Genomic DNA, 24,890 nt, shown 5'->3' on the forward strand with positions numbered 1-24,890 from the left:
ATGACCTCGGTTCCATGGCTCAGCGTGCTGTGGCTGGTGCCGCTGGCCGGAGCCGTGCTGATCATCCTGATGCCACCCGGGCTGCGGCAGCTCGCCAAGTGGACGGGCCTGGTGTTCGGCGTCGCGACCCTGGCGGTCGCGATCGTCGTCACCCTCGGGTTCAAGACCGGCGGCGCCCCGTATCAGTTCGTCGAAAAGCACCAGTGGATCCCGGCTTTCGGGGCCGGCTACACCCTGGGCGTCGACGGCATCGCGGTGGTGCTGGTGCTGCTGACCGCGGTGCTGATCCCGGTGCTGCAGATCGCCGGCTGGAACGACGGGGGCCAGCGCACGCGCGGCGTGCACGCCTACGTCGCGCTGACGCTGGCCATCGAATCCATGGTGCTGATCTCGGTGATCGCGTTGGACGTGCTGCTGTTCTACGTGTTCTTCGAAGCCATGCTCATCCCGATGTACTTCCTGATCGGCGGCTTCGGCGGGGGGTCGGGCCGCTCACGTGCGGCCGTGAAGTTCTTGCTGTACAACCTGTTCGGCGGGCTGATCATGCTGGCCGCGGTGATCGGGCTGTATGTGGTGACCTCGCAGCACGGGTCGGGCACGTTCGACTTCCGTGAGATCGTCGCCGGCGTCGCCTCCGGGCGCTACGGGGCGGATTCCGCGGTGTTCAAGGCGCTCTTCCTGGGCTTCATGTTCGCGTTCGCGATCAAGGCCCCGCTGTGGCCGTTCCACCGCTGGCTGCCCGACGCCGCGGTCGAGGCCACCCCGGCCACCGCGGTGCTGATGATGGCCGTGATGGACAAGGTCGGCACCTTCGGCATGCTGCGCTACTGCCTGCAGCTGTTCCCCGATGCCTCAACGTATTTCCGCCCGCTGATCGTCGTGCTGGCGGTCATCGGGGTGGTCTACGGGGCGATCGTCGCCATCGGCCAGACCGACATCATGCGCCTGATCGCCTACACGTCGATCTCGCACTTCGGGTTCATCATCCTCGGCATCTTCGTGATGACCAGCCAGGGCCAGAGCGGGTCGACGCTGTACATGCTCAATCACGGGCTGTCCACGGCGGCGGTGTTCCTGATCGCCGGCTTCCTGATCTCGCGGCACGGCAGCCGGGCGATCGCCGACTACGGCGGCGTGCAGAAGGTGGCGCCCATCTTGGCGGGCACCTTCCTGGTCTCCGCCATGGCCACCCTGTCATTGCCCGGCCTGGCCCCGTTCATCAGCGAATTCCTGGTCCTGCTGGGAACTTTCAACCGGTACTGGCTGGCCGCCGGATTCGGCGTCACCGCGCTGGTGCTGTCGGCCGTGTACATGCTGTGGCTCTACCAGCGCGTGATGACCGGGCCGGTGGCCACCGGCAACGAGAAGATCGGCGACCTGAGGGCGCGCGAATTGATCGTCGTCGCACCGTTGATCGCGCTGCTGCTCGTGCTCGGGATCTATCCCAAGCCCGTCCTCGACATCATCAATCCGGCCGTCGAGAACACCATGACCACCATCGGCCAGCACGACCCCAAACCAACGGTGCCGGTGGGCAATCCCAGGCCGGCCCAAGCCCGGACCGCTGAAGGACCGCGATGACCCTCCCCACCCCCAGCATCCAGTACTTCCTGCTGTCCCCGACCCTCATCGTGTTCGGCATCGCCGTGGTGGGGGTCCTCGCCGAAGCGTTCCTGCCCAGGCGCATCCGCTACGCCGGCCAGGTGACGCTGGCCCTCGGCGGCTTGATCGCGGCGTTCGTCGCCGTCGTCGCCGTGAGCCGCTCGATCAAGAGCTCGGGGCGGGCCGCGGTCCTGGGCGCCATGGCCATCGACCGTCCGACGCTGTACCTGCAGGGCACCGTGCTGCTGGTCGCGGTGATGGCCGTCATCTTCATCGCCGAACGGACCCAAACCAAAACGGAGAGCAAGGTTTCCGTCGCAACGGGCGCCGGCGGCACGGGAGGCCTGGACTCGTTCACCCCGCAGGCGTCGGCGGTGCCCGACAGTGACGCGGAGCGGGAGGCCGAGCGGGCCGGAGCCGCCCAGACGGAGCTCTTCCCGCTGGCGATGCTGTCGGTCGGCGGCATGATGGTCTTTCCGGCGTCCAACGACCTACTGACGATGTTCGTCGCGCTGGAAGTGTTGTCCTTGCCGCTGTACCTGATGTGCGGCCTGGCCCGCCACCGTCGCCTGCTGTCGCAGGAAGCGGCCATGAAATACTTTCTGCTGGGCGCGTTTTCGTCGGCCTTCTTCCTCTACGGTGTGGCGCTGCTCTACGGCGCGACCGGCACGCTGCTGCTGACCGGTATCCGCGATGCGCTGACCACACGCGGCGACAGCTCGCTGGCGCTGGTCGGTGTCGCACTGCTGTCGGTCGGCCTGCTGTTCAAGGTCGGCGCCGTTCCGTTCCACTCGTGGATTCCGGACGTGTACCAGGGCGCCCCCACCCCGATCACGGGATTCATGGCGGCGGCCACCAAGGTGGCGGCGTTCGGCGCGCTGCTTCGGGTGATCTACGTGGCGCTGCCGCCGCTGCATGACCAGTGGCGGCCGGTGCTGTGGACGATTTCCATCCTGACCATGGTGGTGGGGACCATCACCGCGGTGAACCAGACCGACGTCAAGCGGATGCTGGCCTACTCCTCGGTCGCCCACGTCGGATTCATCCTCACCGGCGTCATCGCCGACAACCACACCGGGCTTTCCTCCACGTTGTTCTATTTGCTCGCCTACAGCTTCAGCACCGTGGGCGCGTTCGCCATCGTGGGCCTGATTCGCGACGACGACGGTGTCGAGGATGCCGCGCTGTCGCACTGGGCCGGGCTGGGACAGCGCTCCCCCATTGTGGGCGTGATGTTTTCGATGTTCTTGTTGGCGTTCGCCGGCATCCCGCTGACCAGTGGATTCGTCAGCAAGCTCGCCGTGTTCAAGGCCGCCGCCCAGGGGGGCGCCGCGCCCCTGGTGATCGTCGGTGTGGTCGCCAGCGGTGTCGCCGCCTACTTCTACGTGCGGGTGATCGTGTCGATGTTCTTCACCGAAGCCACCGAGGACACCCCGCACGTGGTGGCGCCGGGCATCCTGAGCAAGGCCGCGATCGCGGTCTGCGCCGCGGTCACCGTGGTGTTGGGCATCTTCCCGCAGCCGCTGCTCGACCTGGCCGATCACGCCGCGCACCTGCTGCACTGACGGTGACCGACGTCGGCGCTCAGGCCAAGAACGGCCGGATCGCCAGCAGGTAGATCACCAGCGCACCCAGCGGGGCGGCCAACGGCAACCACGGCAACTGCAACGGGAACGACGTTGCGACCAACCCGGCGAACGTAAACCCCACCGCGGCAACGGCCGTCGGCCAGCTGCTCAGCACCACCGGGGCGGCCGCGCCGGCCGCATGGCGGCACACCAGGTAGGCGGCCGCGCACAATCCGGACAGCGCGACGAACACGACCGGCGGATCGGACAGCGTGACCGTCACGACCGCCAGCAGCACGGCAACCGTTGCGGCGAACCGGAATACCGTCCCCGCGCCCACCGAAACCAGGGCCGCCACCCACGCGGCCACGGCGAAACCGTGCGAGCCCCCGGCCGCCGATCCCACCATGAGCAGACCGAACCCGGTCGCGAACGCGGGCGAGCCCAGCCGACCCAGCGCGCCCGCACCACCGCTATCCACGCAGCCTCCCGCGCACCCGGCGGCGGCGATCGGGCAGCACACCCATCGACTGCTCGAGGCCGCTCTCGCCCCGCCACGACACGATGTCCACACCGACGGTGGCCATGTCGCGATACATCGAGGAGCGCTGCAGCGCCCACATCCGATCGACCAACGGATCCTGATCGTCTTCGAACGGCGAACTGTCGAGGATGTCCACGGCCAACACGACATGGCCCCGCCTCCGCAGATCGATGAGGGCGAGAGCGAATTCGGTGTCGAGCAGCGTGGAGAACGCGATGACGATCGCCCCGGCAGGCACCGCCGCGCGCGGCGCCAGCGTGCCCGTGGTGCGCTCGAATCGGTCACCGGCACCGAGCACGGTGTCGAGCACCCGATAGAACTGGCGCTGCCCGATGTCGGCGCCGAGCCAGCGCGGACGGTTGCCCCCGAGCGCGACGATCCCGGCCCGATCACCGTGCCGCAGGGCGGTTTGCACCACTTGCGCCGCGCCCCGGACGACCCGTTCGGTGGCTACGGTCGCCGGACCCGCCGGCTGCCGATACCCGTCGATCAGCACGACCACGTCCGCCGCGCGGTCGGTCAACCGCTCCGTGACGTGCAGCTGGCCGCGGCGCGCGCTCACCGGCCAATTCACCGCGCGCAGTTGGTCTCCCGGCACGTAGGGACGAATGTCGGCGTATTCCACCCCGGGGCCGACGTGCCGGGTCAGGTGGGCGCCCAGCCGGTCGAGCAACTCGATCTGCGGGATGGGCGTGGCCTGCGGCGGCGTCAGCGGAAACACGATGACCTCGGCGGCGTCGACAACGCCGGTGCCGGTGAGCAGCCCACCGCGTGCGATCACCTCGACGCGGGCCGCGATCCGGTACCGTCCCCAGCGCTGCGCCGTGGCCGCCACCGTCTTCGCCCGGCCCGCATCGGCATCGGCGATCTCGAGCTCCATCCCCTCCACGTCCGGGACCGTGAGCCGGGCGGCCGACAACCCTTGTTCTTCCCCGCTGATCCACACCCGCAGGTGCGCCTGCTCGCTTTCGAAGCATCGCTGGGCGTCAGGCTCGCCGTGCACGCGAATTTCCGGCACCCGCCGCTGCCAGCTGATCGAACACAGCACGCCGAGCAGCGGCGCCGCGAACGCGATCAGCTGCCACCGGGCGCCGATGACGGCCGCGGCCATCGCGAACCCCGCGCAGGTGGCAACCGCGCGCGTCAATCCCGATGCGCGCCAGCGAAACTCGATCTCGCGGCCCTGCGTCACGCCGGACTCATCCGGTGTCCCCCGGGCTCGCGCCGGTGCGCGGCACCGGCAGCCGGTGCAGCAGCTCCCCGATGACGTCGGCGCCCTGGATCTTTCGCACCCACATCTCCGGGCGCAAGGTGATGCGGTGCGCGACCGCCGCGGTGGCGAGCGCCTTGACGTCCTCGGGGATCACGTAGTCGCGGCCGAGCAGCAGCGCGCGGGCGCGGGCGAGCTGGACCAGGTCGAGTTCGGCGCGCGGGCTGGCTCCGACCGCGACCTGCGGGTGGTGCCGCGTCGCGTTGGCCAGCGAGACCACGTAGTGCAGGACGTCTTCGTGCACGGTCACCTGCTCGACCGATTCCCGCATCGCCAGCAGGTCGTGCGCGTCCACGACCTGATTGACCGTCGGCTCGGCCGATCCGCGTTCGAGGCGCCGCCGCAGCATCGAGGTCTCGTCGCGTTCGGAGAGATACCGCAGTTCCAGCCGGATCGCGAATCGGTCGAGCTGCGCCTCGGGCAGCGGATACGTGCCCTCGTACTCGATCGGGTTGTCGGTGGCCAGCACGATGAAAGGCCGTGACAGCTGGTGTGTTTCGCCGTCGATGCTGACCTGTCGTTCGGCCATCGCCTCCAGCAGCGCCGCCTGGGTTTTCGGTGGCGTGCGATTGATCTCGTCGGCGAGCAACAGGTTGGTGAAGATCGGTCCGGGCCGGAACGCGAAGCGCCCCGACTGCATGTCGTAGATCGTCGACCCGAGCAGGTCCGCCGGCAGCAGGTCGGGGGTGAACTGCACACGGGTGAATTGCAGCCCCAGCGCGGCCGCAAAGGATCTCGCGATCAGCGTCTTGCCCAGGCCCGGCAGGTCCTCGATGAGGATGTGACCGCGCGCGAGAACGGCGGTCAGGATGAGCTTGAGCGCGGCGCGCTTGCCCACCACCACGCGTTCTATTTCGTCGAGGATCGCCTCGCAGTGTGCGGTCGTGGCTGCTACCGGCAGCGTCATTTCTGGATCGCGCCCCCTGTCATACCTGCTCCAACTTTCGCAGAATCTCTTCCAGCGCCGCCCGGCCCGGCCCCGGCTGGCGGTCACCGTTGCGGATGACGTTGTTGGGGTTGACCCAGTCCCACAGCTCGACACCGAAGAGCATTCGGCCGGTCGCGTGGAAGGCGGCGGGATCTTTGGCTTGCCGTTGGCCCGTGGCGATTTCGTACCGTCGGGCCAGCATCGGGCGCAGATGCCGGTCCCAGTCGGCCCGGGTGGCCTCCGACCGGCGGATGGTCGTCTCGGTGGTGGAAAGCCAGCGGCGCAACGAATCCCCGAGGTCGTCGGCCTCGGGCTCGGTGCCGGCCTCGGGCCCGCGTCCCAGCTTGCGCCGCAGGCCGAGCAGTACCACGGCCAGCCCGATACCGGAGGCCGCCAACACGAGTCGGCGGTCATGCTGCGTCAGCGTCAGCAGTTCGATGGCGATGATGAGGCAAACTCCTAGGGTCGCGGTCTTTTTCATGCGACGCTCAGCGATCGGAGTTCGTCGAGGACCAATCGAAGCACGCGCACCGCCACGTCGCGGTGTCCCTCGTTCATCACGTGCGGACTGAACCGCGCCTCGGTGAACAGGTTCACCAGTTGTACGGCGTTATCGGCATGCAGGGCATGGCGTTCGACCGCACGGGCCAACACCTCGGACGGGGTATCGAAGTCCTGGGGGACGGCCCCGGGAACATGCGCGAGTTCGCGTTCCATCGCGGCGTAGCAGGCGATGATCGCCTCGCGCGGCTCGCGGCTGAGGTCCGTCATCTCCGCCAGCCCACGCTCGGCGGCCCGCGCCAGCGACCGCGGCGGCGCCGCGGCCGCCGGGGATTCGGCCGGCTCGTCGGCGATGCGGAGTGCGATCGGGTGCCGCCGTCGCCTCGCCGTGGCGACCGTTCCGGCGACGATCACGAACAACATCGCGGCCGTGCTGGCGAGCAGCACGCCGAGCATGCTCTGGGAACCGTCGCGCGGCCGGTGCTGCTGCTGCGGTGGTGGCGGCGAGCCGCCATGCCCCGACGGCGGCTGGCCGCCGGTCTCGGATGGGGAGGGAGCCGGGCCGATGCCGTGGGGCGCCAGGAGCCTGCTTAGCAGCATCACGATCAGCAGCCACGCGACGATCACCGCGAGGCCGATCAGCAACACCCGCCAGCTCGGTCGGCCCCTCCCGGTGCCCAGCATGTCGGACAGCGCCCCGGCGGACGGCGCGGGTGCACGGGGGTCTCGCAACCGCGCGACGACCGCGATCGCGACCAAGGCCAGCGTCGCCGCCAGGATGGCGACCACGAACACCATGGCCGCCCGGCCCCCCGACTCGCTGCGGGCCGCATGCTGCTGAGCCGGGAAATACCCGCGCAGGGCGGCCGCGACCACGAGTAGGAGAACGATCAGGGCCACGACCCGCCCTGTCGGCTTGTCCATACCAGGCATGGGCACACCACTCAACCGGTTGCCTGCCGCCGTTGCGGCACTGGCTTTGCTCATACTTGCACGTCAGGCGGCCCTAGGGCCAGGACTGGCGTTCGATAGCGTCGGTGGCGTGGTCCGGGCTTCGCCGGAGTGCGATCGACCGCCCCGGCTCAGTCCAGCGCGAACGGCCGGAAACTGCCGTCGAGCACTTGTAGGTGCCCGATGGTGCGTCCGGTGACCTTGCCGGGGTCGACGAGCGCCAATTCCACTGCAGCGCGGGCGAATTCATCCGCGGACGCGGTGTCGTCGAAGTTGCGGGCGTAGTAGGAAAGCCCCGGTGTGAGGATCGGCTTGGACGGCGACAGCGCGTTGACCGCGATGTTGTGGTCGGTGAGATCGAATGCCGCGCATTGGGTTAGATGCTCGAGCGCCGCCTTGGACCCACCGTACCCGGGCAGCACACCGCCGCTGCGGTCGGCGTACGGGCCATCACCGGGCAGTCGCGACGCGACCGAGGTGATGTTGATGATCGACCCGCCACCCGCCTCGATCATGTCGGGGCACACCAGCTGCATCAGCTCGTAAGCCGCGAACACCGCGATGTCGAAATGCCGGCGATACGCGTGCAAGGGCGTACTGACGAACCCCGGCCAGCCGGGCCTGGCGGCGCCGCTCGGCGGTTTGGCGGGCTTGGGGCGCGGTTCGCCGCCGGGCGCCGGCGGGCGGCCGGGCGCGGTGAACGCCGCATTGTTGACCAGAATCGCGATCGGGCCCAACGCATCTCGCGCCGAGTCCACCAGCCGGGCGATCTCGTCGCGGTCGGTCAGATCGGCGCGCACCGCGACGGCGCGTCCGCCCGCGGCCTCGATGTCGGCGACCGTCTCACCGATCGTTCCCGGCAGCCGGTCATCCCAGACCTCTTCGGTGCGCCCGGCGACCGCCACCGCCGCGCCCTCGGCGGCCAGCGCCAACGCGATCGCTCGACCGAGGCCGCGGCTGGCACCGGTGACGATCGCGGCGCGCCCGGCGAGCCGGCCCGTCATCGCCGCACGCCGTGCACGACGATGGCCGTGGTCTGCTCCACCCACGCGTCGTCGAGCTCTTCCTCCGGGCGCAGCAGCATCCGCAGCATCGTCGCTCCCCCAATCAACTCGATCAAGCGATCCGGATCCACGTCGGGATGGGCTTCGCCCCGGTCGACGGCCTCGCGCAGCCGCACCCGCACCGCGGCGAACAAGTCCACGAATCGCGACATCACCCGCGCGTTGAGCGCGGGATCGGCCGTCATGTCGGCCACCAGGCCGGGCAGCGCGGCGCGCACCACCGGGGTGGTGAACACGTCGCGGGCGGCCTCGATCATCATCCGCGTATCGGCGGCGATATCCCCGGCCGGCGCCTCCAGCGCGGTGGGGGCCACGGGGAAGGCCGCCTCGTGCACCAGCTCGGCCTTGCTGGACCACCGCCGGTACAGCGCCGACTTCGTGGTGCCGGCGCGCTCGGCCACCGCGGCCAGACTGATGTTTGAATAGCCCGTTTGGACAAGCAGTTCCGCGGTCGCCGATAGGATGGCCGAGTCGATACGCGGATCGCGCGGGCGGCCGGCGCCGGGGGCCTTGTCAAGGCCGGACGGGTCTGCTTTCATAACGCTACCTACCGTATCGTAATTGCCGCGAAAAAGTCTCAAAGGATGGAGGCACTCCCCGTGGCCACTGAACCGGCAGTCGACAACGTCGACCGGCTGCAGCGCTCCAGCCGCGACGTCACCACGTTGCCGACGGTGATGTCGCGCTGGCTCTCCACCGTACTGCCCTACGGCGCAAAACCCGAGGTGACCGTCGAAAGCGGCGTGGATTCGACGGGCATGTCGTCGGAGACGATCATCTTGACCGTCCGCTGGCAGCAGGACGGGCAACCGACCGAGCAAAAGCTGGTGGCGCGGGTGGCGCCCACCGCCGAGGACGTGCAGGTCTTCCCGACCTACCGGCTCGACCACCAATTCGACGTCATCCGCAAGGTCGGCGAACTCACCGACGTGCCCGTGCCCCGGGTGCGGTGGCTGGAGAACACCGGTGACGTCCTGGGCACACCGTTCTTCGTGATGGACTACGTCGACGGGGAGGTGCCGCCCGACGTCATGCCCTACACGTTCGGCGGCAACTGGTTCGCCGACGCGCCCGCCGAACGGCAGCGCGAACTGCAAGACGCCACCGTCGGCGTCTTGGCTTCGCTACACTCGATTCCCGACGCGCAGAACACCTTTGGCTTCCTCACCGAGGGACAAATCGGGGACACCGCGCTGCGCAAGCACTTCAATTGGGTGCGGTCCTGGTATGACTTCGCCGTGCCCGACATCGGGCGATCGCCGCTTTTGGAACGCACCTTCGATTGGCTGGAGGCCAACTGGCCGGCCGAGACGGCCGCCGCCGAGCCGGTGCTGCTGTGGGGCGACGCGCGCGTCGGCAACGTGTTGTACAAAGACTTCGCGCCCGTGGCGGTGCTGGACTGGGAAATGGTGACGCTGGGGCCGCGCGAGCTGGATGTGGCGTGGATGATATTCGCGCACATGGTCTTTCAAGAACTCGCCGGCCTGGCGACGCTGCCGGGGTTGCCGGAGGTGATGCGCGAGGACGACGTGCGCGCGACCTACGCGCGCCTGGCCGGCGTCGAAGTCGGCGACCTGCACTGGTTTTACGTGTACTCGGGCGTCATGTGGGCGTGCGTGTTCATGCGCACCGGCGCGCGGCGCGTGCACTTCGGCGAGACCGAAAAGCCCGACGATGTCGAATCGCTGTTCTACCACGCCGGATTGATGCGACGTTTGATCGGAGAGGACCAGTAATGCTCGGACCGCTCGACGAATACCCGGTACACCAGATCCCCCAGCCGATCGCGTGGCCGGGCTCCTCGGACCGCAACTTCTACGACCGCTCCTACTTCAACGCCCACGACCGCACCGGGAACATCTTCGTCATCAGCGGCATCGGCTACTACCCCAACCTCGGGGTCAAGGACGCGTTCCTGCTCGTCAGGCGCGGGGACACGCAGACCGCCGTGCACGTTTCGGACGCCATCGATCAGGACCGCCTCAACCAGCACGTCAACGGTTATCGGATCGAGGTCATCGAACCGCTGCACCGGCTGCGCATCGTGCTCGACGAAACCGAAGGCATCGCAGCCGATCTCACCTGGAAGGGGTTGTTCGACGTCGTCCAGGAGCAGCCGCACATCCTGCGTTCGGGCAACCGGGTGACGCTGGACGCCCAGCGTTTCGCGCAACTCGGCAGCTGGAGCGGCCACATCGTCGTCGACGGGGAGGAAATCACCGTCGACCCCAACACCTGGCTGGGCAGCCGCGACCGGTCCTGGGGCATCCGCCCGATCGGCGAGGCCGAGCCCGCCGGACGGCCCGCCGACCCGCCGTTCGAGGGCATGTGGTGGCTCTATGTGCCCATGGCCTTCGACGATTTCGCGATCGTCCTGATCATTCAGGAGGAGCCCAACGGGTTCCGTTCGCTCAACGACTGCACCCGGATCTGGCGCGACGGCCGCGTCGAGCAGCTCGGCTGGCCGCGGGTCAAGATCCACTACCGCTCGGGCACCCGCATCCCGACCGGCGCGACCATCGAGGCCACCTCCCCCGACGGCACCGAGGTCCACTTCGACGTGGAGTCCAAGCTGCCGGTCCCCATTCACGTCGGCGGCGGCTACGGCGGCGATTCCGACTGGATACACGGCATGTGGAAGGGCGAGAAGTTCGCCGAGCGGCTGACCTACGACATGACGGACCCGGCGATCGTCGCGCGCGCGGGGTTCGGCGTGATCGACCATGTCGGCCGGGCGCTGTGCCGCGACGGCGACAAGCCACCGGTGGAGGGCTGGGGCCTCTACGAGCACGGCGCGCTGGGCCGCCACGACCCGTCGGGATTCAAGGACTGGCTGACGGTCGCGCCGTAACCGGTCCGCGCTTCACGATTTCGCCCTGCAACTCGCAGAAATGCGGTTCACTAGACCGCGTGTCACAGCCGCCCCGGATCGTCGACGTCGTCGTGGTCGGAGCGGGCTTTGCCGGGCTGGCCGCCGCGCGCGAGCTGAACCGGCAGGGCCACGACGTGGTGGTCTTCGAGGGCCGCGACCGGGTCGGTGGGCGGTCGCTGACCGGCAGCGTCGCCGGATTGCCGGCCGATCTGGGCGGCACTTTCGTCGGGCCGACCCAAGACGCCGTGCTGGCGATGGCGGCCGAACTCGACGTCCCCACCACGCCCACGCACCACGACGGCAAGAACCTGATCCACTGGCGCGGCTGGACGCACGCGTATCGCGGCACCATTCCCAAGCTGTCCCTGACCGGGCTGCTGGACATCGGCCGGCTGCGCTGGCAGTTCGACCGGATCGCCCGCGGCGTCCCGCTGGCGGCCCCGTGGGACGCCCGCCGGGCGCGCGAACTTGACGGCCTGTCGCTCGGCGGCTGGCTGCGCTCGGTGCGGGCAACCGCCTCGTCGCGCGACCTGCTGGCGATCGTGGCGCGGGTGACCTGGGGGTGCGAGCCCGACGACGTGTCGATGCTGCACGCCGCCCGCTACGCGCACGCGGCCGGCGGCCTGGACCGACTGCTCGACGTCGAGGACGGCGCCCAACAGGACCGCTTTCCCGGCGGCACGCAACAGATCGCCGAAGCCGCGGCCGCCGAACTCGACACGCGGGTGGTGCTGGGCGCACCGGTGCGGCGCATCGAACGCCACGGTGCGGGCGTGACCGTGACGACCGATGTCGGCGAGACCGAGGCCGGCTTCGTCATCGTCGCGATCCCGCCGGCCCATCGCGCCTCGATCGAGTTCACTCCCCCGTTGCCCGCCGAGTACGAGCAGCTCGCCCGGCATTGGCCGCAGGGCCGGCTCAGCAAGGCGTACGCGGCCTATTCCACGCCGTTTTGGCGGGCCAACGGCTTTTCCGGGCAGGCGCTGTCCGACCGGGGCCCCGTTTTCATCACGTTCGACGTCAGCCCGCACCCGGACGGTCCGGGCATCCTCATGGGTTTCGTCGACGCCCGCGCCTTCGACTCACTGCCCGGCGACCAGCGCCGTCGCGACGTGTTACGTTGCTTTGCAACGCTTTTCGGTGACGACGCACTCAAACCGCTCGACTACGTCGATCATCGTTGGGGCGCAGAGGAATTCGCGCCGGGCGGCCCGACCGCGGCGGTGCCGCCGGGGTCGTGGACGCGGTTCGGGCGGTGGCTGCGCGAACCGGTCGGCCCGATCCACTGGGCGGGCACCGAGACCGCCGACGAATGGACCGGGTTCCTCGACGGGGCGATCAGGTCCGGCCAGCGTGCGGCCGCCGAGATCACCGCGCTGCTATGAGCTGATCCGGCTGGTCGCCGATTGGTGGATCGCCGCTTCGGCCAGCGTGCGCAGCTGGCGGCTCACCTCGCGCGGGTGCTCGAGCATCGAGCAGTGCCCACCGGGCAGCTCCACCAGACCGATCAGATTGGGCACGTCGCGTGCGATCCGGCGGGACTGGCTGATCGGTGTCAGCCGGTCGCGTTCGCTGCCGATGACCAGCGTCGGCACCGTCAGCCCGCTCAGGTCGAGATAGCGGGACCCCATCGACGTGACCAGCGCCCGCGCGCAGCCGGCCCGGCCCCGCGGCGACGTGTTCTCGAAGAGCTCGTAGACGAGGCGGGCGATGCTCGGGTCGGCGTCGCGCCCGGTCGCCAGCATCGCGACCACATAACGGCTCGGGATGCGGGCCGCACCCGGGACGGGAAACCCACCAAAGACGCCGATGAGGGCCTGCCCGGCGAGCACCCGCGCCGGCGACAGCCCGTGGGGCACCGCGAGAAGTTGCACGTTGCGAATCAGGTCGCCGCTCGTGGTGTTGATCAGCGCGACGGCGTCGGCGCGCCGCGGAACCTTGTGCCGGTAGCGCTCCGACCACGCGGCGATCGTGATGCCGCCCATCGAGTGGCCGGCCACCACCGCCCGTTCATGCGGCGCCAGCGTCGCGTCTAGCACCGAATCCAGATCGGACGCAAGGTGTTTGAGGCTGTACGCCTTGGCCCGCGGTACGCCGCTGCGGCCGTGCCCGCGATGGTCGAACGCGATCACCCGGTAGTCGCCGGCCAGGTCGACGATCTGGTAGGCCCACGCGCGGATCGCGCACGTGATGCCGTGCGTCAAGACGATCGGATAACCGTCAGCAGGCCCGAACACCTCCGCGTGCAGCCAGGTGCCGTCGGCCGCGCGGACCGGCAGGGTCTCGCTCGGTGGCAGCCGTTCGGGGAACGGGTCAAAGGCGCGTACCGCCCGTCGAGCACTCATGCGCCGCTCCCCCCTCGAACACGGCCCCGTCGCCGCAGCTAAGGATGAGACGATTTTATCCCGACATTCGGTATGGGTTTGGGAAATCCGGCTCTTCGGGTACCACATCGCGCTGACCGACGTACGGACGTGGATCCGCCCGGCTCCGGCCACCGCGACCGGCGCGGTGCTCGGTGGGCGCTATGCCGCGAAGCAACTGCTGCACCGGGTGAGCGGTTGATCGCGCGGCCGTCACGCCGGGGTCTGCTGGCGCAGCGTGGTGTGGGGGCTTTGCCCGTAGGTCTGCCGGTACAGCACCGCGAACCGCCCGGTGTGCGCGAACCCCCACCGCTGGGCGATTTCGGTGACGGTCGAGGTGCCCGCCGACGCCGCGATCAGCTCTAGATGGGCGCGGCGCAGCCGGACACGGCGCATGTACTCGGTGGGTGTGGTGTCGAGTTGGCGGCGGAACAGGTACTGGACCGCCCGGGGGGTCAGATGCACCGCGGCCGCGACATCGTTGATGCCGATGTCCTCGGTGGTGTGACGGTGGATGAAAGACACCGCCTCCTTGAGCGTTTCGGGCAGCGTGCCGTCGCCGCCCGGATCCTGCTCGGTCAGATTGGATGGATAACACTCGAGCAGCGCGCCGGCCAACAGGTTGGCCATGCCCGCGGCGATCATCGGTTGCTGGGCGGTGTCGGCACACGCCAACGTCGTCAACACGTAGTCGAGCGCGCGATGCCAGGCCCGCACGGCGGCACGCGAACGTGGTCGCCACTTCAAGAACTGGGTCCGTTGCGACAGCGCCGTGTGCCATTCGGCGGCGACCGCGTGCAGCACCTCCGCCGCGAGGACAACCACATCGAAACGTGCCCCGTTGCAGTGCAATACACACGACATGCCGTGCGCGACGAGGATGGGGAAGTCCGCGGTCGCCGAGGGGCCGCCCGCGACGCTCAACGATCCCGCGCGCGGCTGTATGACGACAACGGTGTCGCCCGCCGGGATCTCGAGCGTCAATCGACCCTGGATCGCCACCTCGTCCACCGTCATCGATCCGGTGTCCCGGCGCCGATGCGACACCGCGCAGTGTCCGGTGAAGCCGGAGAGCCGCCAGCCCGGCCGATAGGCGGCGGCGAAAAGCCGGCGCGCAGCCCGCGCATCGATGCCGCGAAACTGCTTGTATTCCACCGCGACTGGCTGAACCCCGTGCTCGTGCTCACCTCCGAGCTCGGGACGTGCGGGGCGGTACTCGGCCCGGGTCTCCTCGCCCGCGGAACCCAGGAGCCCCCCAGAGGGCAAACTGGCGGTCGCGCGGGTCGCGGTGGTCATGGCCGGCTCGGAGGAAAGACCGGGGGCAGCCTCGTCATTGCATCACCGTGCCGCCGTCGAGGACAGATCTGTGGATGCCCGGCCCTGCGCGCCCAGGCTCTGGTAGACATTCAGCGCGTCGAGCGCGATTCGCTCCCATGCGAAGCGTGACTGTGCGCGGCTGCGTCCGGCCGCGCCCATGCTTTCGCACTGAAAGCGCTGGGCGAGAAGCCGTCTCAGCGCGGCTGCCAGGCCGACGGGATTCTCCGGGGGCAGTATGACGCCGGTGATGTCGTCGAGGACGACGTCGGCGAGGGCGCCCACCGTCGCGGCGACCACCACCACGCCACTGGCCATGGCCTGCAACGCGGTCGAGGGGCGCAACGGTTCGCGAGGGGTGCACACCATGACATCGGCGGACCGGACCCACATCGGCATTTCGTTGCCGGGGATCGTGCCCGCGAAGCGGACGCGGTCGGCAACCCCGAATTCCTTGGCGAGATACTGCAGCTGGGCCCGCGCGTCGTCGTGCGCGGGGTTGGTCGCCTCGGTTTCCGCAATGACCAACTCCGCTCCGGGGACGCGGTACAGCGCGCTGATCGCAATGTCAAAACCGTTATGCTGCAGGGGGTTCGGCGCTATGCAGAGAACACGCTGCAGCCCGTCACGGGCAATTGCGGGACCGGCCGGGGTGTATCGCTCGGAATCCACCCCGCAGGTCAACGCGGACACCCGCGCCCGGCTGCGGCGCAGTTGGGCCAGGAGGTCGACGTCGGCGCTGCTCTCGCCGGTCGCCCAGGCGGCGCCGCGCGCCAGCAACGGCTCGATGCGCCGGCGTTCGCTCCCATTCCCCGCGTGGGCGCCTGATGCCGTGGCGAGGCCCAAGAACGTCTGCACTACCGGGACACGCTGACGTCGTGCGGCCAGCTGGGCGGCCAACCCGCCCAGCCACCCGTACGCGTGCACGACGTCGGGTTGTTCCTTCGACCAGACCCGCTCGAGTCTGGCCGCCCAGTCCCCGACGTAGGGCAGCACGTCGGTGGCGGAGGCCGCGGCGCGCGGACCGACGGGAACCGACACGCTGCGGCAGGCACCGGCCCTGGCACGCCGCCGGCCGTTTTGCCGCAGGCAGACCACCGCATCGTGCCCCTGGGTGGTCAGCGCGGCGCCCAGCTGCTCGGGGTCCTCCCCGACCACGTCATCGCCGCTGACGATTGCGATCTTCACTCGCGGTTCCCTCCGCGCACGTCATCCATCCACCCCGACATCACCTGGGCATACCACCCTGGGGCGTCCGCGAAACGAACAAGATCACCGCTTCGTTTGGTGGCCGGGAATTCGGTTGATGGACCACACGTGTGCTGGCGTGGACTGCTAGCCCAGAACCTCCATCAGCAGCAGGGCGCCGCCGACCGTGCCGATGTTCGAACGAAACGGCGTGCAGGTGACCCGCACCCGAGCGGGGCGCCCGCGCCGGTTGACCGCGTCCACCACGACTTCCCCGGAGGTGTCGGGGTCGACGAAGGCGTTCCCGATCAACGGCAGCACGCCGTCGAGCGGCAGGCCGATGTCGAGGGCGGTCAGCCGCGACCCGAGCGTCTCGTCGGCGCGGAGCCCCCACAGGTCTTCGCAGCCGCGGTTCCACAGAACGATCTTCATTTCGCGGTCCACCACCACCATGCCGCTCTGGATCGAGTCGACCAGGGAATCCTGGAAGCTCTTCGCCTCGTCCAGTTCCAGGCTGCGTTCGCGCAGCATGTCGTTGATGGTTTGCAGTTCGTCGTTGGTGGACTGCAGCTCCTCGTTCATCGTCTCGAGTTCTTCGTTGGTGGACTGCAGTTCCTCGTTGGTGGTCTCGAGTTCCTCGACCGTGGATTGCAGTTCCTCATTGGTGGTTTCGAGCTCTTCGTTGGTGGACTGCAGCTCTCCGTAGGCGGCCTCGAGCTGGCGGTTGGTTTGCACGACCTTGTCCAGGAGAGCCCGCGTCGCGGTGACGTCGAAGAAGACGATCGACACGCCGAGCAGACCGTTCTCGGCGTCGACGAGCGGATTCACGTGGATCTCGAACCACACCGTCTCGGTGCCCGGCCGCTGCCATTTGACGTCCTGGATCCGCGACGGACGGCGCTCCACCTTGGCCTGCTCCACGTAGGCGCGCAGCTCCACCGGACGATAGGAGACCTCGAGATCACGCAGCAGCCGGCCGATGTCGCGCGCCGAGAGGCCGAACAGGGTTTCGGCCTGCTGGTTGATCATGGCGACGGTGTCCTCGCCGGTCACCACGATCTGGGCCACCGGGCTGGCGCGGAAGGCCAGGTCGCGCACGGTCGCCAGGCCCGGCAGCTCCGCGTGGCGTTCGTAGAACGCCCCGCCCGGCTCGTAGCGATCCGCGCCGACATGGGTCCCGGCCGCCTTGCGGAAGATTCGATGTTTCAGGCTCACCGGCGTGAATCGGTCACCATGACTGAGGAGCATCTCGGCGTGCCCGAGAAACAGCGTGCCCTGGGGCGTGAGCGCAAAGTGTAGACGCCCCAACACATTTCGCTGCGTCTCCGCGTTGAGATACATCAACGCGTTGCGGCACACCAGAAGGTCGACCCGTGATATCGGCGCATCCGTGACCAGGTCATTGCGGCCGAAGATCACCGCCCGGCGCAGGTCTTTGCGAAAGACGTAGCGGCCGTTGACCTGCTCGAAGTAGCGCCCGAGCATTTCCGGCGGCACGGACTCGACCGCCTTGGCGTCGTAGGACGCCCCGCGCCCCTCGCCGAGTGCATCTTCGTCGACATCCGTGGCATAGATTTTGACCCGCTGGCGAAACTCCTCGGCTCCCAGCGCCTCGGCCAGCATCATGGCCAGCGTGTAGGCCTCCTGGCCCGACGCGCATCCGGCGCTCCACACCCGGATCGGGTCGTCGGGTCCCCGCTCGGCCAGCAGCCGCGGGATGACCTCGGCGCCCACGTAGTCCCAGGCCTCCGCGTCGCGGAAGAACGACGTGACGTTGATCAGGATGGTGTTGAAGAGCGCGGTGAATTCGTCCGAGCTGGCCTGCAGAAAGTCAAGGTACTCCTCGAACGAGGTGTAACCCGCCTGGTCCATCCGGCGACGGACGCGGCGCATCAGTGAGGTGCGCTTGTAGCCCGTGAAGTCGAAGCCCCGCGAATCGCGCATATAGCGCAACAGGGCCTCGAAAGCCTCGTCAGTGGTGGATTCCAATGCAAGTCCCGTCCGACAACGGTTCGACGAAGGACTTGAACACTACTCGCGAAATCAGAGGCGGTTTTCCCGACCGACCAATGCCCAGACCGTCTTGCCCGACAGCGTGGGGGTGGCCCCCCATCGCCGAGACACGGCGGACACGATCGCCAGACCCGAGACCATGTGGGCGCCGCGGTCGGCATCTTCGTGCCGGGCCGGCAACTGCGGGCTGTTGTCCTCGACCGCGACGGAGACGATGTCTTGGTAGCTCTCGACGATCAGCACCGGAACGCTCTCGGTGTGGTCGAGGACGTTTTCGACGAAGACGGTGGCCACGGTGGCCGCGACCGCGATCACCTCGCGAATGTCCCAGTTGGTAAGCCAATCGGCAACCACGGTGCGGGCGAGATCGATGCTGGCGCTGGATCGCGACAGCTCGGTGCGGGCCCGCCGTCGGACCTTGACCGACTGCCCGTGCACCGCCTCCAGGGCGAGCTTGCGATCCGGATGCACCGGCACATATCGGGTGACCCCGGCCCTGGTGATCGCGCGGCGCACCGCCGGTTGTTCGCACACCAGCAGGATCGGGACGTCCGGCCACACGCTGACGTGCCAGCGAGCGCTGGTGAACACCGTCCACGCCGAGGCTGACGGCGCATGCAGCCCGTTGATGTCGACGATCACCGCGCGCGGCGCGTCGATCGCGGCCTTGATCACGGCGTCGCGGATCGTTCGATAGGTGGAGCTGTCCAGCACTCCCTGCACCGTCAGGATGGCGGCATCCTCAACGGGTTCCAGCGCTATCCGCGGAGCGGGGCTGCGACCGGTCATCCGGCGTCACCTGGCTGCCGGGCGGCGCCGGACAGCCGGTCGCTGAGCACGTGCAGCGCGCGTTCGGTTTCCTCGGCGATCGCCGCGTAGCGGCGGACGAGCAGTCCCGGCCCGGCCCTGTCGGCCATGTCCCTTGCGAGCCGGGCCTTTTCCTGCAGGCTGCGCACCGCGATCCACAGCGCCCCCTCGAGCTCGTTGTCCCGCGCGCCGAGCAACGCTTCGGCCGTCCAGGCGTGGCCGACCTGGCAGCGGAAGTTGCCCTCACTGATGGAAACCAGCGAACCGTTGCAATCGGGGCAGGTGTAGCCGGACGGCGACCCCAGTTTTTCCGTGTCGAAGTCGGTCGCGAACCGCGACCTCATGGCGATGCGGTTCTCGAGCTCCATCGCGGCGTCGCGCTCCATGGCAAAACCCTCTATCTCTCGGTGCGACAGCTCTTTGAGGACCGCTCCGATGTCGGCCGCGTCGGCCTGCCGATCCACCACGCCGGCCTCGGCGGCGTTGACGGGCATCGCGGGGAACAATGCGTCCTCGGGTGACTGGCCGATGGCGGTGCCGCCTCGGGCACGGATGGCTCCCATTCCCAGCACGGAGTCGTCGAGCACGCCGGACAGCAGCACGCCGATCGCGCGGGGCCCGAATGCTACGGCGACCGATCGGAACAACGCATTGATAGCCGGCCGATGCCCGTTCTCGGTGGGCCCCTGGGACAGCAGGACGTGATGGTCGGAGACGAGCAGGTGGCGATCGGAGGCCCTGGAGGTCGCCCTCGAGGTCGCCACCGTCCGCCGCCGCAATCACCACTTCCGTCTACCCCGATCGATGGTAGGCAACCGTCGACGCGATGGACAGGCTGGATTCGGGCCGTTTTACACCGGTTTCGCTGTGGTACCCCACACCGTTGAGCGGCCCATCACAGCTAATCAGTCCCGATTCCACATCAGGCAGAGAGGGAGGCCATGGCCACCGACCAGAATCCCAAGCAGCGCGACCTGGAATCCGCACGGTTCCGCCACGACACGGGATACCTGACGACCCAGCAGGGCGTGCGCGTCGACCACACCGACGATTCGCTGTCGGTCGGTGAGCGGGGACCGACGCTGCTGGAGGACTTTCACGCCCGGGAGAAGATCACCCACTTCGACCACGAGCGCATCCCGGAGCGCGTGGTGCACGCGCGGGGCGCCGGCGCCTACGGCTATTTCGAACCGTACGACGACTCGTTGGCGCAATACACCGCGGCGAGATTCTTGACCACTCCAGGCTTGCAGACCCCGGTGTTCGTGCGATTCTCCACGGTGGCCGGCTCGCGGGGTTCGGCCGACACCGTGCGCGACGTGCGCGGCTTCGCCACCAAGTTCTACACCGAACAAGGCAATTACGACCTGGTGGGCAACAACTTCCCGGTGTTCTTCATCCAGGACGGCATCAAGTTCCCCGATTTCGTGCACGCGGTGAAACCGGAGCCGCACAACGAGATTCCGCAGGCGCAGTCGGCCCACGACACGCTCTGGGACTTCGTGGCGCTGCAGCCCGAGACGCTGCACACCATCATGTGGCTGATGTCGGACCGGGCATTGCCGCGTAGCTACCGGATGATGCAGGGCTTCGGCGTGCACACCTTCCGGTTGGTAAACGACCGCGGCGAGGGCACTTTCGTGAAATTCCACTGGAAGCCGCGGCTCGGCGTGCACTCACTTATCTGGGACGAATGCCAAAAGATCGCCGGCAAAGACCCCGATTACAACCGCCGCGACCTGTGGGAGGCCATCGAGTCGGGCCAGTACCCGGAGTGGGAGCTCGGCGTCCAGCTCGTTCCCGAGGAGGACGAGTTCAGCTTCGATTTCGATCTTCTCGACGCGACGAAAATCATTCCCGAGGAACAGGTTCCGGTGCGCCCGGTTGGCAAGATGGTGTTGAACCGCAACCCGGACAACTTCTTCGCCGAGACCGAGCAGGTCGCGTTCCACACGGCGAACGTGGTGCCCGGCATCGACTTCACCAACGATCCGCTGCTGCAGTTCCGCAACTTCTCCTACCTGGACACCCAACTGATCCGGCTGGGCGGCCCCAACTTCGCCCAGCTGCCGATCAATCGGCCGGTGGCCGAGGTCCGGACCAACCAGCACGACGGCTACGGACAGCACGCGATTCCGCAGGGCCGCTCCAGCTACTACAAGAACACCATCGGCGGCGGCTGCCCAGCGCTGGCCGACGAGAACGTGTTCCGGCACTACACCCAGCGGCTCGACGGGCAGACCATGCGTAAGCGGGCCGAGTCCTTCGAGAATCACTACAGCCAGGCGCGGATGTTCTGGATGAGCATGACGCGCGTGGAGGCCGAACACATCGTCGCCGCGTTCGCTTTCGAGCTCGGCAAGGTGGAGACGCCCGAGATCCGTTCGGCGGTGGTGGCACAGCTCGCGCGGGTCGACGGCGAATTGGCCGCCCAGGTGGCCGCGAAGCTGGGGCTTCCCGCGCCGCCCGAGGAGCAGGTCGACACGGTGACCGCCTCACCGGCGCTGTCACAGGTCACCGATGCCGGCGACACCATCGAATCGCGCAAGGTCGCCGTGCTGGCCGCCAACGGCGTCGATGTTGTGGGGACACAGCGCTTTATCGAGCTGATGGGACAGCGCGGGGCCGTGGTCGAGGTGTTGGCGCCGGTGGCCGGCGGCACACTGGAGGGCGGATCCGGCGGCGAACTGCCCGTCGACCGGTCCTTCACGACGATGGCGTCGGTGCTCTACGACGCGGTCGTGGTGGCGTGCGGGCCGCGGTCGATCGCGACGCTGTCCAACGACGGGTATGCGGTGCACTTCGTGACCGAGGCCTACAAGCACCTCAAGCCCATCGGGGCGTACGGCGCCGGCGTCGACCTGCTGCGCACCGCCGGTATCACCAACCGCCTCGCCGAGGACACCGACGTGCTCAACGACCAGTCCGTCATCACCACCAAGGCCGCCGCCGACGAGTTGCCCGATCGCTTCGTCGAGGAATTCGCCGGCGCGCTCGCCCAACACCGTTGCTGGCAACGGCGCACCGACCCGGTTCCGGCCTAGCGCCGGTGTTTTCCCCGCGGCCGGGGCGGGCATAACTGAAAAGGTGTCTCATCGTGGACAGGAGGATGGATCATGCCGCGTTCGTCGATCAAGAACGAGAAGCTGTACCAGGATCTGCGCAAGAAGGGCGACTCCAAGGAGAAGGCCGCGCGGATTTCGAATGCGGCCGCCGGCCGGGGCAAGTCCTCGGTGGGCCGCAAGGGCGGCAAGTCCGGGTCTTACCAGGACTGGACCGTTCCGGAACTGAAGAAGCGGGCCAAAGAGCTTGGCATGTCAGGCTATTCGAGCCTGACCAAGGACAAGCTGGTGGCCAAGCTGCGTAATCACTGACGCGACAGGCCGAGCCGGTCGGCCAGCACCAAGAAGGCGACCGCGTAATCGTTTTCGGCGGTCTCCGCCTCGATGCGCTGCCAGTCCAGGCGTTCACGCACCGCGCGCACGGCCGGCAACAACCGGCCGAAGTCGCAGTGATGCTCCCCCAGGGAGCGCAACTGCTGGACGAGCACCATGGTCGGGGGCAGCACCGGCATGCCGATCGCCAGGACCTCCTGCTGTTCGGCCTGATCCAGCGTCGCGGCGTCGACGGGCACGCCGTTGATGCGATGCAGGACGTCGACGAGCGTGTCGCCGGTGCGGGCCTTGAACAACCAATCCTCCGGGGGACGTTCGATGGCGAAGCCCGCATTGGTCAGGGTGGCCACCGCCGTCTCCACGTCGGCCTCGGCCACCACGAGGTCCACGTCGTGGCTGGGTTCCGGTGCGCCGTAAGCCCATAACGCATAGCTGCCGGCCAGGGCGAAGCGCGGCCCATGTTCCTTGAGCGCCGAGGCGGCGCCTCTCAGCGCCTCCCGCAACCGCGAGGCGCAGCTGGTTGCGTCGGCATGTGCGTCGAGGGGTTCCATGGTGCATTAGGTGATACCCCGCGGGCCGGACCGGCAACCTGACGACGGGCGGTCGTAAGGCCGTTTAACTTGCGCGCAACGGGGAAATCGTCCGTTATGTCAACCGCGGTGCCACGTTCATACGATGCTGCGGCCGTCGTGATTTCGGCCCCCTCCCCCGACCCCATCAGGCGAGGGGGAACGCTCCCGGTGGGCGGCCCGGCGTGACGGCGGGGCTGGTCGAGCACTGGCTCGAGTCCGGACGGCTCGAGCTTCCCCTGCCCGCGTCGGGACGCACGGCCGAACGCTGGCAGCGGCTGGCGCGGCTGGCCGAGGACAACATCGTCGCGGCCAGGATCGCCGAGTCGCACGTGGATGCGGTCGCGATCCTGCACGAGTTGGGCGGCAAGCCCCCCGACCCCGGTCAGCTGTGGGGCGTGTGGGCCGCCGAAGCGCCGGACACGGCGTTGACGGCAACCGATGTCGACGGCGCGTTCACCCTGAACGGCACCAGGGTCTGGTGCGCGGGCGCCGGGTTCTGCACGCATGCGCTGGTGACGGCGCGGCTCGAGGACGGGACCCAAGGCCTGTTCGCGGTGACCGTGACCGACCCCGCCGTCAAGGCCCTGCCCAGCACCTGGTGGAACGCGGGGATGGCCGGCAGCGACACCAGGCCGGTCCAGTTCACCAACGCCCAGGCCGTCGCCGTGGGTGACCCCGGAGCCTACCTGAATCGACCGGGCTTCTGGCACGGCGCAATCGGTGTCGCCGCCTGTTGGCTCGGCGGTGCACGCAGGGTCGCCGACCCGCTATACCGCTGCGCCGCAAGCCGATCCGCCGACGCGTACTCGCTGGCGCACCTGGGCGCGGTGGACGCCGCGCTGGCCGCCAGTGACGCGATGCTGGCCGAGGCCGCGGCGCAGGTCGACGCGGATCCGTTCGACCGATCCGGAACCGCGCAACTGCTGGCCCGCCGCGTCCGCACGGTCGTGGAACACGCTGTCGACGAAGCGATTACGCGCACCGGCCGGGCCCTGGGCCCCGGCCCGCTGTGCCAGGACGGACGGCACGCTCAACGGGTCGCCGACCTGAGCATCTACATCCGGCAGAGCCATGCGGAGCGGGACCTGGCCGAACTCGGGCAGCTGGCGGGCAGACAGGCGATGAGGGCGCCGTGAAAACCGTGCCGGCGGGCAACTGCGCGTTCGCGGCCGATCCGCTGACCCACGGCGGCACACCGGTGCCGTTGTGGCTGGCCGCTTTCGCCGAAAGTCCCCTGCCGACACTGGATCTGGCGGAGTGCCGACGGCTGATCGTCGTAGCCCCGCATCCCGACGACGAAACCCTCGGCCTGGGCGCGATGGCCACGCAGCTGACCGCGCTGGGGGTTGACGTTCAGGTGGTCTCGGTCAGCGACGGCGGGGCTGCCCAGCCCGATGTGTCGGTCACGGACCGACTTCGTATGGCAACCATCCGCAGATACGAATTGGGCCGGGCGGCCAGCCTTTTGAATGTCCCCAGCCCGATCTCGCTGGGTTTTCCCGACGGTGAGCTGACCGATCACGAGGACACGCTGGCCGACACGCTGGCGGAGATCCTCGACGGTGGCGGCCCGGCGACCTGGTGTGCGGCGACGTGGCGGGGCGACGGGCATCCCGATCACGAAGCCGCCGGGCGCGCTGCCTCCGCGGCGTGCGCCCGCACCGGCACGACACTGCTGGAATATCCGGTGCTGATGTGGCATTGGGCGCGCGTCGCCGATCCCGCGGTGCCGTGGGACCGGGCCTATTCGGTGCCGTCACCGAGTTGGGCGATGTGCCGCAAACGCCGCGCGGCGCAATGCTATCGGAGCCAACTCGAGCCCGCCGGCGGGGAATCCTCGCCCACCTTGCCGGGTTTCGTGCTTGCGCGGCTGCTCGCGGTGGGCGCCGCGATGGGGGAACTCGTATTCCGGTGACCCCCGCGCCGACCCGCGACGAA

The 24,890-nt window shown here is 68.7% G+C and carries 23 protein-coding genes and 1 pseudogene; 10 read left to right on the top strand and 14 right to left on the bottom strand.

What is annotated here, in order from left to right:
* Together P6281_RS19790 and nuoN are read left to right on the top strand one after the other, a co-directional pair.
* Positions 1 to 1,581 carry an NADH-quinone oxidoreductase subunit M gene (locus tag P6281_RS19790; RefSeq protein WP_014712170.1) on the top strand — a complete coding sequence of 527 codons (1,581 nt, stop codon included), beginning with the start codon at positions 1 to 3 and terminating at the stop codon, positions 1,579 to 1,581.
* The gene (gene nuoN, locus P6281_RS19795; RefSeq protein ID WP_014385575.1) at positions 1,578 to 3,167 is read left to right on the top strand and encodes an NADH-quinone oxidoreductase subunit NuoN; all 1,590 of its coding nucleotides are present in this window, start codon (positions 1,578 to 1,580) and stop codon (positions 3,165 to 3,167) included. Before P6281_RS19790 ends, nuoN begins: the two co-directional genes overlap by 4 nt.
* 19 nt (positions 3,168 to 3,186) lie before the next feature.
* Here nuoN and P6281_RS19800 read toward each other — a convergent pair whose 3' ends face one another.
* The 7 genes from P6281_RS19800 to P6281_RS19830 form a co-directional block, all read right to left on the bottom strand.
* Positions 3,187 to 3,651 carry a hypothetical protein gene (locus tag P6281_RS19800; RefSeq protein ID WP_014380857.1) on the bottom strand — a complete coding sequence of 155 codons (465 nt, stop codon included), beginning with the start codon at positions 3,649 to 3,651 and terminating at the stop codon, positions 3,187 to 3,189.
* Complete coding sequence (locus tag P6281_RS19805; protein ID WP_014942748.1) at positions 3,644 to 4,906, bottom strand: DUF58 domain-containing protein; 1,263 nt, start codon at positions 4,904 to 4,906, stop codon at positions 3,644 to 3,646. The genes P6281_RS19800 and P6281_RS19805 overlap by 8 nt, the downstream gene beginning before the upstream one ends.
* A 7-nt stretch (positions 4,907 to 4,913) precedes the next feature.
* Positions 4,914 to 5,891, bottom strand: a complete 978-nt coding sequence (locus P6281_RS19810) for an AAA family ATPase (protein WP_136245174.1) — start codon at positions 5,889 to 5,891, stop codon at positions 4,914 to 4,916.
* A 19-nt stretch (positions 5,892 to 5,910) separates the two neighbouring features.
* Positions 5,911 to 6,393, bottom strand: coding sequence for a hypothetical protein (locus P6281_RS19815; RefSeq protein ID WP_095562862.1), 483 nt, complete (start codon positions 6,391 to 6,393; stop codon positions 5,911 to 5,913).
* Entirely contained in the window at positions 6,390 to 7,337 is a 948-nt protein-coding gene (locus tag P6281_RS19820; RefSeq protein ID WP_095562863.1) for a DUF4129 domain-containing protein, read from the bottom strand. Before P6281_RS19820 ends, P6281_RS19815 begins: the two co-directional genes overlap by 4 nt.
* A 158-nt stretch (positions 7,338 to 7,495) precedes the next feature.
* Positions 7,496 to 8,368, bottom strand: coding sequence for an SDR family NAD(P)-dependent oxidoreductase (locus P6281_RS19825; protein WP_202349326.1), 873 nt, complete (start codon positions 8,366 to 8,368; stop codon positions 7,496 to 7,498).
* On the bottom strand, positions 8,365 to 8,967 hold the full coding sequence (locus P6281_RS19830; protein ID WP_008259472.1) for a TetR/AcrR family transcriptional regulator: 603 nt from the start codon (positions 8,965 to 8,967) through the stop codon (positions 8,365 to 8,367). The genes P6281_RS19825 and P6281_RS19830 overlap by 4 nt, the downstream gene beginning before the upstream one ends.
* A 60-nt stretch (positions 8,968 to 9,027) precedes the next feature.
* Here P6281_RS19830 and P6281_RS19835 point away from each other — a divergent pair, with 60 nt between their 5' ends.
* From P6281_RS19835 to P6281_RS19845, 3 genes are read left to right on the top strand one after another with little or no spacing between them, the layout of a single operon-like run.
* Positions 9,028 to 10,164: a phosphotransferase family protein gene (locus P6281_RS19835; RefSeq protein WP_201408010.1), complete on the top strand. Its 1,137-nt coding sequence runs from the start codon at positions 9,028 to 9,030 to the stop codon at positions 10,162 to 10,164.
* Positions 10,164 to 11,279 (top strand): hypothetical protein, encoded by a 1,116-nt coding sequence (locus P6281_RS19840; protein WP_014385582.1) that lies wholly within the window; start codon positions 10,164 to 10,166, stop codon positions 11,277 to 11,279. The genes P6281_RS19835 and P6281_RS19840 overlap by 1 nt, the downstream gene beginning before the upstream one ends.
* 59 nt (positions 11,280 to 11,338) lie before the next feature.
* Positions 11,339 to 12,685, top strand: coding sequence for a flavin monoamine oxidase family protein (locus P6281_RS19845; protein WP_009957462.1), 1,347 nt, complete (start codon positions 11,339 to 11,341; stop codon positions 12,683 to 12,685).
* Here the strand turns inward: P6281_RS19845 and P6281_RS19850 are convergent.
* Positions 12,680 to 13,645, bottom strand: a complete 966-nt coding sequence (locus P6281_RS19850; protein WP_014380859.1) for an alpha/beta fold hydrolase — start codon at positions 13,643 to 13,645, stop codon at positions 12,680 to 12,682. The two genes, P6281_RS19845 and P6281_RS19850, sit on opposite strands and share 6 nt — an antisense overlap.
* Here P6281_RS19850 and P6281_RS19855 point away from each other — a divergent pair.
* Positions 13,644 to 13,865: a hypothetical protein gene (locus tag P6281_RS19855; RefSeq protein WP_324738488.1), complete on the top strand. Its 222-nt coding sequence runs from the start codon at positions 13,644 to 13,646 to the stop codon at positions 13,863 to 13,865. The two genes, P6281_RS19850 and P6281_RS19855, sit on opposite strands and share 2 nt — an antisense overlap.
* Positions 13,866 to 13,876: 11 nt before the next feature.
* Here P6281_RS19855 and P6281_RS19860 read toward each other — a convergent pair whose 3' ends face one another.
* From P6281_RS19860 to P6281_RS19880, 5 genes and pseudogenes are all read right to left on the bottom strand, one after another.
* Positions 13,877 to 14,959, bottom strand: coding sequence for a helix-turn-helix domain-containing protein (locus tag P6281_RS19860; protein ID WP_014712180.1), 1,083 nt, complete (start codon positions 14,957 to 14,959; stop codon positions 13,877 to 13,879).
* A 42-nt stretch (positions 14,960 to 15,001) separates the two neighbouring features.
* Entirely contained in the window at positions 15,002 to 16,165 is a 1,164-nt protein-coding gene (locus P6281_RS19865; protein WP_014385586.1) for a glycosyltransferase, read from the bottom strand.
* A gap of 147 nt (positions 16,166 to 16,312) precedes the next feature.
* Positions 16,313 to 18,154 (bottom strand): CheR family methyltransferase, encoded by a 1,842-nt coding sequence (locus P6281_RS19870; protein WP_324738489.1) that lies wholly within the window; start codon positions 18,152 to 18,154, stop codon positions 16,313 to 16,315.
* Positions 18,155 to 18,208: 54 nt separating this feature from the next.
* On the bottom strand, positions 18,209 to 18,967 hold the full coding sequence (locus P6281_RS19875; RefSeq protein ID WP_201408005.1) for an STAS domain-containing protein: 759 nt from the start codon (positions 18,965 to 18,967) through the stop codon (positions 18,209 to 18,211).
* Positions 18,964 to 19,716, bottom strand: a pseudogene (locus P6281_RS19880) (chemotaxis protein CheB); the annotation flags it as partial. The gene P6281_RS19875 and the pseudogene P6281_RS19880, both read right to left, overlap by 4 nt.
* A 210-nt stretch (positions 19,717 to 19,926) precedes the next feature.
* Between P6281_RS19880 and P6281_RS19885 the strand changes: the two are divergent.
* Together P6281_RS19885 and P6281_RS19890 are read left to right on the top strand one after the other, a co-directional pair.
* Positions 19,927 to 22,029, top strand: a complete 2,103-nt coding sequence (locus tag P6281_RS19885) for a catalase (protein ID WP_324738490.1) — start codon at positions 19,927 to 19,929, stop codon at positions 22,027 to 22,029.
* Positions 22,030 to 22,101: 72 nt separating this feature from the next.
* On the top strand, positions 22,102 to 22,359 hold the full coding sequence (locus P6281_RS19890; RefSeq protein ID WP_008259505.1) for a DUF7218 family protein: 258 nt from the start codon (positions 22,102 to 22,104) through the stop codon (positions 22,357 to 22,359).
* Here the strand turns inward: P6281_RS19890 and P6281_RS19895 are convergent.
* Positions 22,353 to 22,931 carry a nucleotidyltransferase family protein gene (locus P6281_RS19895; RefSeq protein ID WP_009957454.1) on the bottom strand — a complete coding sequence of 193 codons (579 nt, stop codon included), beginning with the start codon at positions 22,929 to 22,931 and terminating at the stop codon, positions 22,353 to 22,355. The two genes, P6281_RS19890 and P6281_RS19895, sit on opposite strands and share 7 nt — an antisense overlap.
* A gap of 203 nt (positions 22,932 to 23,134) precedes the next feature.
* Between P6281_RS19895 and P6281_RS19900 the strand changes: the two genes are divergently transcribed.
* Positions 23,135 to 24,088, top strand: coding sequence for an acyl-CoA dehydrogenase (locus P6281_RS19900; RefSeq protein WP_324738491.1), 954 nt, complete (start codon positions 23,135 to 23,137; stop codon positions 24,086 to 24,088).
* A complete protein-coding gene (locus P6281_RS19905) occupies positions 24,085 to 24,867 on the top strand; it encodes a PIG-L deacetylase family protein (RefSeq protein WP_014385593.1) in 783 nt (260 codons plus the stop codon). The genes P6281_RS19900 and P6281_RS19905 overlap by 4 nt, the downstream gene beginning before the upstream one ends.
* Positions 24,868 to 24,890 lie beyond the last annotated feature (23 nt).

Source organism: Mycobacterium sp. 5-140-3-2 (genome assembly GCF_035666375.1).
Classification (GTDB): Bacteria; Actinomycetota; Actinomycetes; order Mycobacteriales; family Mycobacteriaceae; genus Mycobacterium; species Mycobacterium intracellulare.

What these genes read in the sequence shown, in the direction of transcription:
- P6281_RS19790 (WP_014712170.1), top strand. Translation starts at nt 1, where the DNA reads ATGACCTCGGTTCCATGGCTCAGCGTGCTGTGGCTGGTGCCGCTGGCC.
- nuoN (WP_014385575.1), top strand. Translation starts at nt 1,578, where the DNA reads ATGACCCTCCCCACCCCCAGCATCCAGTACTTCCTGCTGTCCCCGACC.
- P6281_RS19810 (WP_136245174.1), bottom strand. Translation starts at nt 5,891, where the DNA reads ATGACGCTGCCGGTAGCAGCCACGACCGCACACTGCGAGGCGATCCTC.
- P6281_RS19815 (WP_095562862.1), bottom strand. Translation starts at nt 6,393, where the DNA reads ATGAAAAAGACCGCGACCCTAGGAGTTTGCCTCATCATCGCCATCGAA.
- P6281_RS19820 (WP_095562863.1), bottom strand. Translation starts at nt 7,337, where the DNA reads ATGGACAAGCCGACAGGGCGGGTCGTGGCCCTGATCGTTCTCCTACTC.
- P6281_RS19825 (WP_202349326.1), bottom strand. Translation starts at nt 8,368, where the DNA reads ATGACGGGCCGGCTCGCCGGGCGCGCCGCGATCGTCACCGGTGCCAGC.
- P6281_RS19830 (WP_008259472.1), bottom strand. Translation starts at nt 8,967, where the DNA reads ATGAAAGCAGACCCGTCCGGCCTTGACAAGGCCCCCGGCGCCGGCCGC.
- P6281_RS19840 (WP_014385582.1), top strand. Translation starts at nt 10,164, where the DNA reads ATGCTCGGACCGCTCGACGAATACCCGGTACACCAGATCCCCCAGCCG.
- P6281_RS19855 (WP_324738488.1), top strand. Translation starts at nt 13,644, where the DNA reads ATGCGCCGCTCCCCCCTCGAACACGGCCCCGTCGCCGCAGCTAAGGAT.
- P6281_RS19850 (WP_014380859.1), bottom strand. Translation starts at nt 13,645, where the DNA reads ATGAGTGCTCGACGGGCGGTACGCGCCTTTGACCCGTTCCCCGAACGG.
- P6281_RS19860 (WP_014712180.1), bottom strand. Translation starts at nt 14,959, where the DNA reads ATGACCACCGCGACCCGCGCGACCGCCAGTTTGCCCTCTGGGGGGCTC.
- P6281_RS19875 (WP_201408005.1), bottom strand. Translation starts at nt 18,967, where the DNA reads ATGACCGGTCGCAGCCCCGCTCCGCGGATAGCGCTGGAACCCGTTGAG.
- P6281_RS19885 (WP_324738490.1), top strand. Translation starts at nt 19,927, where the DNA reads ATGGCCACCGACCAGAATCCCAAGCAGCGCGACCTGGAATCCGCACGG.
- P6281_RS19890 (WP_008259505.1), top strand. Translation starts at nt 22,102, where the DNA reads ATGCCGCGTTCGTCGATCAAGAACGAGAAGCTGTACCAGGATCTGCGC.
- P6281_RS19895 (WP_009957454.1), bottom strand. Translation starts at nt 22,931, where the DNA reads ATGGAACCCCTCGACGCACATGCCGACGCAACCAGCTGCGCCTCGCGG.